The 12,372-nt window shown below is 64.0% G+C and carries 16 protein-coding genes; 10 read left to right on the plus strand and 6 right to left on the minus strand.

Annotated elements, in window-relative coordinates:
- Nucleotides 1–110: 110 nt before the first annotated feature.
- A complete protein-coding gene (locus tag FJ973_RS14665) occupies nucleotides 111–380 on the minus strand; it encodes a hypothetical protein (RefSeq protein ID WP_140556396.1) in 270 nt (89 codons plus the stop codon).
- Nucleotides 381–416: 36 nt separating this feature from the next.
- Entirely contained in the window at nucleotides 417–728 is a 312-nt protein-coding gene (locus FJ973_RS14670; RefSeq protein WP_246672659.1) for a hypothetical protein, read from the minus strand.
- 264 nt (nucleotides 729–992) lie between these two features.
- Here FJ973_RS14670 and FJ973_RS14675 point away from each other — a divergent pair, with 264 nt between their 5' ends.
- On the plus strand, nucleotides 993–2,615 hold the full coding sequence (locus FJ973_RS14675; protein ID WP_140556398.1) for an ABC-F family ATP-binding cassette domain-containing protein: 1,623 nt from the start codon (nucleotides 993–995) through the stop codon (nucleotides 2,613–2,615).
- A 36-nt stretch (nucleotides 2,616–2,651) separates the two neighbouring features.
- On the opposite strand, the gene gcvA is transcribed toward FJ973_RS14675, so the two are convergent.
- Nucleotides 2,652–3,536 (minus strand): transcriptional regulator GcvA, encoded by an 885-nt coding sequence (gcvA, locus tag FJ973_RS14680; RefSeq protein ID WP_140499030.1) that lies wholly within the window; start codon nucleotides 3,534–3,536, stop codon nucleotides 2,652–2,654.
- A gap of 111 nt (nucleotides 3,537–3,647) precedes the next feature.
- On the opposite strand from gcvA, the gene FJ973_RS14685 reads away from it, so the two are divergent.
- On the plus strand, nucleotides 3,648–4,133 hold the full coding sequence (locus tag FJ973_RS14685; RefSeq protein WP_140556400.1) for a VOC family protein: 486 nt from the start codon (nucleotides 3,648–3,650) through the stop codon (nucleotides 4,131–4,133).
- Between the two features lie 32 nt (nucleotides 4,134–4,165).
- Nucleotides 4,166–4,897, plus strand: a complete 732-nt coding sequence (locus FJ973_RS14690; protein ID WP_140556402.1) for an SDR family oxidoreductase — start codon at nucleotides 4,166–4,168, stop codon at nucleotides 4,895–4,897.
- Between the two features lie 24 nt (nucleotides 4,898–4,921).
- Here the strand turns inward: FJ973_RS14690 and FJ973_RS14695 are convergent, their stop codons facing one another.
- Entirely contained in the window at nucleotides 4,922–5,452 is a 531-nt protein-coding gene (locus FJ973_RS14695; protein ID WP_140556404.1) for a DUF1629 domain-containing protein, read from the minus strand.
- An 87-nt stretch (nucleotides 5,453–5,539) separates the two neighbouring features.
- Complete coding sequence (locus FJ973_RS14700; protein ID WP_140556406.1) at nucleotides 5,540–5,893, minus strand: hypothetical protein; 354 nt, start codon at nucleotides 5,891–5,893, stop codon at nucleotides 5,540–5,542.
- Between the two features lie 126 nt (nucleotides 5,894–6,019).
- On the opposite strand from FJ973_RS14700, the gene FJ973_RS14705 reads away from it, so the two are divergent.
- A complete protein-coding gene (locus tag FJ973_RS14705; RefSeq protein ID WP_140556407.1) occupies nucleotides 6,020–7,147 on the plus strand; it encodes a KamA family radical SAM protein in 1,128 nt (375 codons plus the stop codon).
- A gap of 28 nt (nucleotides 7,148–7,175) precedes the next feature.
- Here FJ973_RS14705 and FJ973_RS31765 read toward each other — a convergent pair whose 3' ends face one another.
- Nucleotides 7,176–7,568: a hypothetical protein gene (locus FJ973_RS31765; RefSeq protein WP_348641158.1), complete on the minus strand. Its 393-nt coding sequence runs from the start codon at nucleotides 7,566–7,568 to the stop codon at nucleotides 7,176–7,178.
- Nucleotides 7,569–7,619: 51 nt separating this feature from the next.
- Between FJ973_RS31765 and FJ973_RS14710 the strand changes: the two genes are divergently transcribed.
- From FJ973_RS14710 to FJ973_RS14735, 6 genes are all read left to right on the plus strand, one after another.
- Nucleotides 7,620–8,306: a helix-turn-helix domain-containing protein gene (locus tag FJ973_RS14710; protein ID WP_348641159.1), complete on the plus strand. Its 687-nt coding sequence runs from the start codon at nucleotides 7,620–7,622 to the stop codon at nucleotides 8,304–8,306.
- A 334-nt stretch (nucleotides 8,307–8,640) separates the two neighbouring features.
- Nucleotides 8,641–9,603 carry an AraC family transcriptional regulator gene (locus FJ973_RS14715; RefSeq protein ID WP_140556410.1) on the plus strand — a complete coding sequence of 321 codons (963 nt, stop codon included), beginning with the start codon at nucleotides 8,641–8,643 and terminating at the stop codon, nucleotides 9,601–9,603.
- A 197-nt stretch (nucleotides 9,604–9,800) separates the two neighbouring features.
- Entirely contained in the window at nucleotides 9,801–10,106 is a 306-nt protein-coding gene (locus FJ973_RS14720; protein ID WP_140556412.1) for a hypothetical protein, read from the plus strand.
- A 277-nt stretch (nucleotides 10,107–10,383) separates the two neighbouring features.
- A complete protein-coding gene (locus tag FJ973_RS14725) occupies nucleotides 10,384–10,629 on the plus strand; it encodes a DUF680 domain-containing protein (protein ID WP_140556414.1) in 246 nt (81 codons plus the stop codon).
- Nucleotides 10,630–10,736: 107 nt separating this feature from the next.
- Complete coding sequence (locus FJ973_RS14730; protein WP_140556416.1) at nucleotides 10,737–11,708, plus strand: MBL fold metallo-hydrolase; 972 nt, start codon at nucleotides 10,737–10,739, stop codon at nucleotides 11,706–11,708.
- A gap of 31 nt (nucleotides 11,709–11,739) precedes the next feature.
- Entirely contained in the window at nucleotides 11,740–12,237 is a 498-nt protein-coding gene (locus FJ973_RS14735) for a tetratricopeptide repeat protein (RefSeq protein ID WP_140556418.1), read from the plus strand.
- The last annotated feature ends 135 nt before the right edge of the window (nucleotides 12,238–12,372 follow it).

Here is a 12,372-nt window from a genome sequence, read left to right on the forward strand (position 1 = left end):
AAAAGCCGCCGTCGCTTGCGCGAGGGCGGCTTTTCCCTGGGACGACGTCAGGAAAAAACGATCAAGGGATTCAAGATACCGTTCTATCTCCTTGTTCGGGCTTGAGAAGATCAAGCCGCGGCCTTGTGCTTCCTGACGGCGTGCTTGTGGCTGTGCTTGCGTACAGGCTTCTTCACATGCCTGCTGGCGTGCTTGCGATGCTTGACATGCTTGTGCGCGGCCGCCTTGACCGGCTTCTTCACGGCAGCGGCAGCGAGCGGAGCCGCGGTCGAGGCTGCCGCGGTGGTGGCGGCCGCGTTGGCGGTGCTGGCGCCGAGAACCGGCATTGCGAGACCGAGTGCAATGGCCAGGCCGAGCGCGGAGAGGAGAGGCTTGTTCATGAAAGGCTTCCTTGTTTCAGAGATAGATGGTGGACGTCACTGGTTCAGATCGACCGGTGTCACGCCCAGAAGTTTCAAGGCGTTGGCGAAGGTACGGATGCCCTGCGCCTCCTTGCGTTCGGCACAAAAACGGCTGGCCTTGTTCTGGAGCGCGGTTGCCTCGGCCAGATGGATCGCACTGGCACCGAGGTCGTTTTTCGTCTCGATGGCTCCGTCGAGTTGAAGACCGAGCCGGCTGCAGGACTCGCTGCGGGTAACCGCCGCTTCCGCACCCGACGGTGCGACCGCATTGATGGCAAACGAAATGCCAAGCAGGGCACCCATCCATCCGGTCGAACGTGGTTTCATTTTCGGGACCATCCCTTTGCGTTGCGCCGCGACCGGTTCCGGCCGCCGCGGGGGTGGTTATCGCAGCACCGCTTTTCTCCAGTTTTTCCCGGATGTTGAATCTTGTTTCTGAAGTGTGTCTGGAGGGCACTTCTCCCTCCTCCGCCGTGGGAAGCGTAAGAGCGCCGCGCCCGCTGCGGCGCTTCTGCCTCTTTCCTCGCCGCTGTCATTCGCGTATGGGCCGGGGCAACTCCCGCACCCTCACATCAGCCTCCCGGACCACTCATGATCAGACTGGAAAACATCGGCAAGCAGAACGGTCGTCAGCTTGTCTTCATCGAGGCGTCGGCCGCCTTGCAGAAAGGCGAGAAGGTCGGGCTCGTCGGCCCCAACGGCGCCGGCAAGACGACGCTGTTTCGCATGATCACCGGGCAGGAGCAGCCCGACGAGGGCCAGGTGCAGGTCGATCGCGGCGTCACCATCGGCTATTTCAGCCAGGATGTCGGCGATATGGACGGCCGCAGCGCGGTGGCCGAAGTGATGAACGGCGCCGGGCCGGTGAGCGAAGTGGCGGCCGAGATGGCGGCGCTGGAGGCGGCTATGGCTGATCCCGACCAGGCGGACCGGATGGACGAGATCATCGAACGCTATGGCGAGGCGCAGCACCGCTTCGAGGAACTCGACGGCTATGCACTCGACGGCCGGGCGCGGGAAGTGCTCGACGGTCTCGGTTTCTCGCAGGAGATGATGGACGGCGACGTCGGAAAACTCTCCGGCGGCTGGAAGATGCGCGTGGCGCTGGCACGCATTCTGCTGATGCGGCCCGACGCCATGCTGCTCGACGAGCCGAGCAACCATCTCGACCTGGAAAGCCTGATCTGGCTCGAGCAGTTCCTGAAGAATTATGACGGCGCGCTCCTGATGACCTCGCACGACCGCGAGTTCATGAACCGCATCGTCAACAAGGTGGTGGAGATCGACGGCGGGTCGCTCACCGCCTATTCCGGCAATTACGAATTCTATCAGCAGCAGCGCGCGATCGCGGACAAGCAGCAGCAGGCGCAGTTCGAGCGCCAGCAGGCGATGCTGGCCAAGGAGATCGCCTTTATCGAACGTTTCAAGGCGCGCGCCTCGCATGCGGCCCAGGTACAGAGCCGGGTGAAGAAGCTCGACAAGATCGATCGCGTCGAGCCGCCCAAGCGCCGCCAGACGGTGAATTTCGAGTTCCAGCCGGCGCCGCGCTGCGGCGAGGACGTCGTGACGTTGAAGAAAGTCCACAAGGCCTATGGCAGCCGTTCGATCTATGAGGGGCTCGATTTCCAGGTGCGCCGGCGCGAGCGCTGGTGCATCATGGGCGTCAATGGCGCGGGCAAGTCGACGCTGTTGAAATTGGTGGCCGGAGCCTCAGATCCCGACCAGGGTTCGGTGGCGCGCGGGCCTAGCGTGAAAATGGGCTATTTCGCCCAGCATGCCATGGAACTGCTCGACGGCGAGCGCACCGTGTTCCAGACCCTGGAGGACAATTTTCCGCAGGCCGGCCAGGCGCCGCTTCGGGCACTCGCCGGCTGCTTCGGTTTTTCCGGTGACGAGATCGAGAAGAAGTGCCGGGTGCTTTCGGGCGGCGAAAAGGCGCGGCTGGTGATGGCGCTGATGCTGTTCGACCCGCCCAACCTCCTGGTGCTGGACGAGCCGACCAACCATCTCGACATCGTCACCAAGCAGATGCTGATCGAGGCGCTGTCGCAATATGAGGGCACGATGCTGTTCGTCTCGCACGACCGCCATTTCCTGGCGGCGCTGTCCAATCGCGTGCTGGAATTGACGCCGGATGGCATCCACACCTATGGCGGCGGCTACACCGAATATGTCGAGCGCACCGGGCAGGAGGCACCGGGGCTGAGGGGATAAGCACAGAGGCTACTCTCCGGAAGCGGCCGTGAAACGCTACGCCGTCATTTCCGAAAAGAGCCAATCGCGAAAAGCCTTCACCTTGCGCCGGCGGACCGCGTCCGGAGGGTAGACCAGGTAGAAGCTGGAAACCGATTTCAGCGCGTGGCCGAAAGGGCGGACAAGCCTTCCGGTGGCGAGGTCGGCCGCCACGAGCATGGTCCGGCCAAGTACCACGCCTTCACCTTGCACGGCCGATTCGACGGCGAAAGTGGCGGAATCGAAGGTAATCCCGCTCCGCGGATCCACGCCTTCCACTCCCGCGCTGGACAGCCAAGCCGCCCAGCCGATCGGGAAACCATCATGGATCAGCGTGTGGTGCCTGAGATCGTCGGGCTTCTCCAGCGGCCAGGCGCCCTGCATGAGCCTGGGGCTACACACTGGAAACACCTCCTCGCCAGTGAGGAATTCCGATGTGAGACCCGGATAGTTTCCGGCGCCATAGCGGATGGCGACGTCGATGCCGTCGCCAAGGAAATTGGTCAACCTGCCCGTCGTCGAAATCCTGACGTCGATGTCGCCATGCGCGCGATGAAAGCGATAGAGCCGCGGCACCAGCCATTTTCCCGCGAAGCCGTCGGAGGTGGAGACGTTCAATGTCGAGCCCGAATGGGCGGCCGTCGCCGATTGGGTGGCGGCCGCGAGCTGGTCGAGCATCTCGTGGACCGCCCTCGCATAGGGCTCGCCCACGGCGGTGAGGCGCACCGAGCGCGTCGCGCGCTCGAACAAAAGCACGCCGAGCTGTTCCTCAAGGTGCTTGATCGCCCGGCTGACGGCGCCGTGCGTGACGTTGAGCTCGTCGGCTGCCCTGGAGAAATTCAAATGCCGCGCGGCGGCCTCGAAGGCCGGCAGCGCGTTGAGTGGGGGAAGTCTGCGGATCATGGCCAATCTGTGAGATTTGATCACAAATCCTTGCCAAAGTTTGGATTGTCTGTCCAGCGCATGCTGGACAGAATGCTCGCAGGATTTGTGATCAAACGTCACGAGAGCAGCATGGCTACCGTTCACCCCTTCCTCTGGTTCCATCTCAACGCCGAAGAGGCGCGCGACTTCTATCTGTCTGTGTTCAAGAATGGCCGGGCGCTTGAGGCGATCGAATTCACCGATTTCGTCGGCGGCACGAATAAAACGGTGCCGCACGCGATTTTCGACTTCGAGCTCGAGGGCCAGCGCTTCACGGCGCTCAATGCCGGCTCGATGCCGCCGTTCAACGAGCGGATCTCGCTCTACATCGAGACCAAGGACCAGGCCGAGACAGATTATTACTGGAACGCGCTGACGGCGGGCGGCGGCGCAGAAAAGCCTTGCGGCTGGCTGAGGGACAAATTCGGCGTCTACTGGCAGGTGATCCCCGAAGCGGCGCTGCGCCTGATGAACGACCCGGACCGCGACAAGGCGGGCCGGGCGCGGCAGGCGATGTACAAGATGAGCAAGATCATTGTCGCCCACATTGAGGCGGCCCACGCCGGCAAGGCGTAATCCAGCAGTCCATCCTGAAGACGGAGGTTCCCATGGCATCGCTCAAGGGCAAGAGAATTATTGTCGTCGGAGGCAGTTCCGGCGTAGGGCTCGGCGTAGCGGCAGCCGCGCTGGAGCGCGGCGCGGAGCTGGTGATCGTCGGCCGCTCGGGCGAAAAGCTCAAGGCCGCGGAACGGACGCTCGGCCCGGGCGGTCGCGTGCGAAGCCTTTCCGCTGATATGACGAAAGAGGCGGATATTGCCCGGATGTTCGACGAAACCGGTGCCTTCGACCACCTCGTCTCGACAGCCGGCACGCCGCCGCCCAACGACCCGATCGGCCAGACCGACATGGACTACGTGCGGCGCTTCGTCGACAACAAGCTGATCGGCGCCGTGATGCTCGCCAAACATGGCGTGCGCACGCTGAAAGCCGGAGGGTCCATGACCTTCACATCAGGCATCAACAAGGACCGCCCGCCGGTTCCCGGAGGCTCGGTTGTTTCCGCGATCGCCGGTTCATTCAGCTATTTCGCCCGGGCGCTGGCGCTGGAGCTGGCCCCGACGCGCGTCAACATCGTGTCGCCGGGATGGGTCGACACGCCGATGTGGGACGAACTCGTCGGTGAGGCCAAATCCGGTTTTTTCGCCGGCATGGCCGCCCGCCTGCCCGCGAGGAAGGTCGCTACGCCCGCCGACGTCGCCCCTGCCTATCTCTACCTCATGGAAAGCGAATTCACGACCGGCGAGACGATCCGCATCGATGGCGGACAGAACCTGATCTAGTTGGCATCGCAGGGTCGTCAAACGTCACGCTTCGATGCGACGCCACCTGGGTTTGAACGATACCGTCCGCAGTCCGGCGTCGCGCACGCGATTGACGAATGTGTCGTTGACGAACACCGGGGACGCACGCATCGGCAGCTTGAAAATTTCGGCGGTGCCGATCTTGTCCGCATCGAATTCGTATCGCTCGATCGCGAGAATGGCGCCGTCATCAAAATAGACGATTCCAGACCGCTCCTCGTCCAGCGCATCGATCACGGTGGTCGCGTTGAAAAGCCAGACCTCTTCCCCGCGCAACGGGATCAGCTGGCCATAGGGCAGCAGATATGCCTTCAGCGCGTCGACGGCAGGCTTGCGCAAAAGCGGCGCATGCTCGCCAAGCCAAGGGAAGTCCGAATAGAGGGGGTCGCCCTCCGACACGCGGCGCATGACCGGTGGATCCCAGTTCTCGAGGGGTGTTCCGTCAAGGGAGGAGAAGACCTCGTAGTAGGCCTCGTCGACCGGAAGCACCCATTCCTGGCCCTCGACAACCGCGAATTCGTAAATGGTCGTCATCGCCGGCGTTCCCAAGTTCAGTCCTGCTTCCGCTTCTGCGATCCCATCAAACGCTGGCCTGCCTTCAGAAGCATCAAAGCATATCATCTATGGATATTTTGTCGTGGCCGGGGGGCTCGGCTCGCCCGCGAGTTCGTTCGGCAGCGGCAAACTCGAGCACTGCAAATGTATCCTGCGGGCGAATATCTTGCGCTCCTTTTGCTCGTGCTCCTTGATGGCTGCCGCGAGACCCAATCCGTAAGGGCCAAGGAAGACACCGGTCCCCCAACCGGGATGCTCTTTTTCACGCGCATCATAGTTCGAGGCCTCGACCCGGGCCTGTTGGCATTCCGGCGATATCCATTTCGGGTCTTGCGTCGAAAGCGAGGCCCCATAATCCACCGGAGAGCTCACACATCCAGTTGCCACCGTGGCTAGCACCACCAACACCACAAGTCTCATCCCGGGTCTTCTCCGCGGCATTTTCGAGAGCACAGACCCTCCTTGCTACACGGGGAAGGCCGGCGCAAGGCGGTTGACCCGGCAGGCCATCCGGCCGATAGGTCCGCTAAAAACCTCGAGAACCCCATGACCACACAGCTCCACGATGCGACGACGGCCGCAGCTGAGCCCGTTTCCGATGCCGACGCCGCCTGGCAGGACGACATCCGCGCCGGCGTGCGCCATGTGCGCGATCTGGCCGTGCAGCCGCTGTCGCCAGGCGAACGCGCGACGGCCCAGGAAGCAGCCTCCCGCCACAAGGTGCGTATCCCCAAATCCTATCTCGACCTGATCGACTGGGAAGACCCCGCCGATCCTATCCGGGCGCAAGTCATCCCGTCTCCCGACGAGCTGGTGACCGGCGAAGGCGAGCTCGACGACCCGATCGGCGACCACGCCTTCAGTCCGGTGCCCAGGCTGACGCATCGCCATGCCGACCGGGTGCTGCTGTTTCCCACCTATCAATGCGCGGTCTTTTGCCGCTTCTGCTTCCGCAAGGAGTCCCTGACCTCGATCGGACGCGGCTATACGCGCGAAGCCCTGGAGCCGGCGCTCGCCTATATCGCTTCCCACCCCGAGATCCGCGAGGTGATCCTGACCGGCGGCGACCCGCTCTCGCTGCCCGACAAGGCGCTCAACGAAATCCGCGCCCGCATCGAGGCGATCGCGCATGTGCGGCTGATGCGCATCCACACCCGCGTGCCGGTCGCGCTGCCTTCACGCATCACGCCAGGGCTGATCGCTGCCTTGCAAGGCCGGCTGATGATCACGGTCGTCACCCATTTCAACCATCCGCGCGAGATCACCGATGCGACCGAGGCGGCCTGCCGCGGCTTGCGGCAGGCGGGATTCGTGCTGCTCAACCAGAGCGTCCTGCTCAAGGGCGTCAACGACACTGTCGAGGTGCAGGAGGAACTCTGCCGCGAGCTGATGTACCGCCTGGGGGTAAAGCCCTATTACCTTCACCACGGCGACCTCGCGCGCGGCATGGCGCACCGCCGCACCACGATCGCCGAAGGCCAGGCGCTGGTGGCCGCGCTGCGCGCGCGCCTGTCCGGCATCTGCAATCCGGTATACGTGCTCGACCTGCCCGACGGTGGCGGCAAGGTGCCGATCGGGCCGGGTTACGTGGAAGACCGCGACGGCGGCAACTGGCGCATTCGTGGGCAGGATGGAAAGGTGAGGGAATATACAGAAGTGGTGAGCCAGCTCTGAGTCCACATTCCCGGCGGCGTCCGTGCGATCAGGCGTTGTCGCGCCCCGGCATAAATGCATATTGTGAGCGGTTCGCGGTTGCGGAGCATGGGCGGTGGCAGCGGCAGGCAGCAGTCAAGGCGTTGTGTCCCAACGGCAATTCGTCGACACCGGGGTTCAGCGCTGCGTACTGGACACGGCAGGCCTGGCGCCTCGGCAAGCCCTTGCGTTGTGGCAGGAGAATATCGGCCTGCTCTACGACGTTCGCCTGCGCAACGCCGGCGATGACCGGTTTCATTTCCACGCCGATGCCTTTCACTTCGGCGAGATCGTCCTCACCTCGTATGGATGCATCGCGCAAAGCTTCGACCGCTCGCGCGCCCGGATCAGCCGCGACGGCCTCGATCACATCACTGTGCAGGTCTGCCTGCGCGGAAGCCATGGACGGCGCGATGGCGCATCGGATGAAAAGGCCTCACCCGGGGACCTGATCGTGGCCGACCTGGCACAGGCCCAGTCGACAGGCACCTCCGATTTCGACAGCCTCAACCTGACCATGCCGCGCCGCCTGCTGGCGCCATTCCTGAAGGCGCCGGACGAGCACAATATGCGCGTCATTTCCGGCAACGCGCCGTTGGCGGCGCTGTTGCGTGGGCATCTTGTGGGCCTCTACGGGGCCGCGCCCGCAATGAGCCGTCAGGACGCCGAGGCGGTGATCGGGCCGACGCTGGAACTCGCCGCCGCAGCCGTGAATTCGGCCGTGGCGGAAAACGCCGCCTCGGTCCACCTGGCGCTGACCAGCGAGATTCGTCGCCACATCGACGCGCATATCCGCAGCCGGCACCTCACCGCCGAGGCCATCGCCGCCATGTTCGGCATTTCCATGCGCAAGCTCTATTACCTCTTCGAGCCTCATGGCGGTCTTTCCAGATATATCCAGGAGGAGAGGCTGCGCCGCTGCCGCGCCGAACTCGCCGATCCCGGCCGCCGGCACGAAAGCATTGCCGAGATCGCCGATCGCTATGGTTTCGGTCACCGCAAGAGCTTCGTGCGCGCCTTCCGCCGCTCTTTCGACATGACCCCGCGGGAGATGCGGGCACATGCCGCCCATGGGCGCAGCCAGTCCCTCGGCCATGGCGAGAACCGCACCATGTGGCACTGGATCCGCGAACTGCGATAGAGGCGGCGTGCCAGCCGAAAGGCAAATGAATCAATGGACAAGCGGTGTCCGATCAGCAGGCATGTGAAGAGCCTTCCCGTGCTTTCCGAGGCGATTTCCCCGATCGGTTGCACCAGCGGCCACATTCCTTGCGCCTCATGCCACATTTGCGCGGAGCCCTCACATAAGTCTTGAAATTCTGCCGCCGCCCGCGCGAAAAGCGGCCGAAGGCTCACACCGCGTCGAGGGCACTGGAGGGGTTCATGGCTTTCGACACTGTCCAGGGCGGAGAGGCAGCAAACGGCGCCCGCCATCGTCGGCATCCCGTGAGGTTCTGAGCGGGGATCGAACGCAGGTGGCCGACCAGGAGACCATCATAGTTCTGTCCACGGACGCGATCGCGGCCCGAGAGCGCGAAGCTGCCGTGCGCGAGTTCTATGGCCGCATCTGCATGCGGCTGGACCTTGCGCCGCTTGAACGCGGCGAGTTGCGGCTGAGCGCCTCCACCACCATCCTGCCAGGGGTGAGCGTGGCCCACGGGCAGGTCGCGCCCATGGCCTGGGAACGCACGGCCGCGCTCCAGCAGGACGCCAATGACGACCTGGTGGTGTCCTGGATCGCGGGCGGGTGGCGTTTCGATACGGCACGGCACGAGGCGGTTGAGACCTCGCCCGGTGCGCCCTGCATCATGCCGATGGACCGGAGCTGGCGAGCGAGGGCGCAGAACGGCGATTGGACGATCTGCGCGCGATTTGCCCGATCGACGCTCACTCCTCTCCTTCGCCATGTCGGCGATCTCAGGCCGGATGCCATCAATCCCGGCACGCCTGAAGCGCGGCTTCTGCTGGCCTATGTCGAGGCGGTGGCGGGTGGGGCGATCGGCCCCGGTCTGGCGCCGCTGGCCGCCCAGCACATTGCCGATCTGTTCGCCGCGGCGGTCGGCGCCAACCGCGAGGTTGACCAGGTGGTCGCCGGCCGCGGCGTTCGTACCGCCCGCATGCATGCCATCAAGCGTTATATCGAGAAGAACCTGCACCGAGCGCGCCTCTCGGCAGAGACGGCGGGTCGGGGGCTGGGGCTCAGCCCGCGCTACATCAGGCGCCTTTTCGCCGAAGAGGGGCAGGGGTTTTCCGACTATGTCATGCAAAGACGGCTGGAGCGGGTCCACCGGCAGCTCGCCAGCCCGCTCTTTTCTGCAAGGCCAATCGCCGACCTCGCTTTCGAGGCGGGGCTGGTCGAACCCTCGACCTTCTACCGGCAGTTCCGGTCGCGCTATCGCATGACCCCATCGGAGGTGCGCGCCGGCCGCGCGCCGTGAGACGCTTGCGGCCGCTCACGCATGGCAAGCCGGTCACCTGTTCCGTCAGTGCCACTTGCCTGTGCCGCCAGTGCGACACGCCTTTATCCCCGGTGCGGGCATGGTCGCGCCGGCGGACGCGGGTGCAACGGCATGCGCGGGAGCGGGGGCGAGCGGCCAGGCCTCCGTGACATCGGAAACTGGCCCTGGAGGTAAAAATGCGTGCGGCGAAAAGATTGATACTGGGCATTACGGTTTTCTGCGCAATTCTTCCGACCGAGGTCTTCGCGGCCTACAAATGCATGAACCCGGCAATCTGCAGGGCGGTCTGCGGCAGCGAAACATGCGGCAAGATCGCCGCGCGCGATCCCGACATGAAGGCGCTGGACCTGTCCAAGGGGGCGGCCGGGCAGATCGCCGCTTCCAGCAGCGGGTCTTCGTCCGGGACCAGCTCCAGAAAAACCTACACCTGTTCGAACCCGGCGATCTGCATCGCGGTCTGCGGCAAGAAGACCTGTCCGTAACCAGAACGGGCTCGGCGTATCATCAAAGGCGCCGGCGCGCTGCGCCGGCGCCTTTCGTGCGTGCACGCGCGTGCCGGAAGGCGGCATTCCCAGCCTGGTTCCTCTCGCTAATATTTCGTGGGCGAGGACTTCAGTCCTGGCCGCCGAGCCCCTGATTTTTCTCCTTCAAAAGAATCTCATCGCGCCCGGGAATAAAGCGCGGGGCTGCAGGGTCTTCACTGTAGCGGGGCCAATCTGAAGGCCCGCGCCGAGGAAACGAAACAAGGACCTAGCCAAAATGACCAAGCTCGCTCTCAGCGTGGCTGCCATGATGCTTGCCTCAAGCGCTGCCTTCGCCGGCAGCGATCATGGCGCCAACAACGCCAATCAGCCGGTCGCTCCGGTCGACACCAATGCCACCGGCTCGATCCCCTACACGGTACGCCCCAATGGCGTCGACACCAAGATAAAGACGGGGCCGAGCCAGGGGTCGGTGCAGGACATCATCACCAGGCACAACAACGACAGCCTCTGGGGTCGCTGAATTCATGGGCCGGGCCGGCTCCCGACGGGTACCGGCCTCTCTTCGTCACTCCTTCCAGGACTTTGGCCATTCGCGACTTTAGCCACCACCTCGAACAGGAGATCACCATGTTCACCATGACACGCCGCACAGTGCTTGGCACCGCCGCCGCTGCTGCCGCCTTCGGCCTTGCCGGCAAGCTTGAATTCATCCGTCCGGCCTTCGCGCAAGCTCCGGTCGAGCCCACCGTCGGCTTCTACAGATACAAGGTAGGCGATATCGAGATCACCGCCATCTATGACGGCATCTGGCGCAAGCCGCACGATCCGGCCTTCATCAAGGATGTCTCAGTCGAGGACACCAAGGCAGCACTCGCCAAAGCGGGGCTGACCACCGACTTCATGCCCATCCCGCTCACTGTCGTCGTGCTCAAGATGGGCGGTAGGCTGATCATGATGGATGCCGGCTCGGGTGTCGGCCAGTGGCAGGCCAATGCCACGCATCTGCCGGCCAACATGGCCGCGGCCGGCATCGACTACAACGCGATCGACACCGTCATGATCTCGCATTTCCACCCCGACCATGTCTGGGGCCTGATGGAAAAGGGCACCAACGCGCCGGTGTTCCCCAATGCCGAGCTCATCGTCAACGCCATCGAATATAAATGGTGGACCGACCCGAGCCGGCTGGCCAAGCTGCCCGAGGGACGCAAGCCGGCGGGCAAGCGCATCGCCGAGAACTTTCCGAAATGGAAGAACTGGAAGCTGGTCGAGGACGGCGCCGAGGTCACGCCCGGCATCCAGATCATCGCCGCGCCCGGCCACACACCAGGCCATTCTGTCTACCTGGCCAACTCCGGCAAGGAGCAGATCATGATCTCGGCCGACACCATGTATGTGCCAGCGCTGCTGGCGCCGCATCCAGAGTGGCAGGGCGCTTACGACCAGGACGGGCCGACGGCAATCGCCACGCGCCACAAGATCATCGACCGGGTGATATCGGACAATATCCGCATTTCCGGGTCGCACTTCCCGTTCCCGGGCACCGGCACCTTCGTCAAGGACGGCAAGGCGTACGGATTTACTCCGGTCCAGATCTGAGCACGAGCTTCCAACGCAAGCGAGAAAGACAATGAAACGATCCCTTTTGAGCAGAAACGCCCTGTCGGGCAGACATGCCCTGTTCGGCCTGCTCGGCGCCATTGCCGTGCTCACGGTGCTTCCGGTCGCGACAATCATGCCGGCCTATGCCGTCGACGACATCGAAGGCGCCGACGCGCCGGATCTCACCGCCATCAAGGCCAAGATCGATGCCAAGGACTATTCCGGCGCATTGGCTGAGCTGCGCGATCTGGCGCAGGACACGCAGCAGGCGGACGTCTACAACCTGCTCGGCTTCACCCTGCGCAAGACCGGCGACTACAAGACCGCGCTCACCTACTACACCAAGGCGCTGGAGCTGAAGCCCGACCACAGAGCCGCCCGCGAATATCTGGGCGAGCTCTATGTCGAGACCGGCGATATGGACAAGGCCAAGGAGCAGCTGGCCTCCCTGGAGAAGCTGTGCCCGGCCGGGTGCGACGAGCTTTCCGATCTGCGGCAGGCCATCGACACCAGGGTGACGAAGTAAGACCTTTCCTCCCCCTCCACGGCGAAGCCGAGACGGAAGGGGGCGTTGGCCCCGAGCTCGCCCCTTCGTCCACCACGGCTGGGCGCTCGTGGCTGGCGCGCTTTGCCGGAGCCGGCATCCTCTCCCTCGCGCCGG

Origin of the sequence: Mesorhizobium sp. B2-1-3, from assembly GCF_006442495.1 — a bacterium.
Lineage (GTDB): Bacteria > Pseudomonadota > Alphaproteobacteria > Rhizobiales > Rhizobiaceae > Mesorhizobium.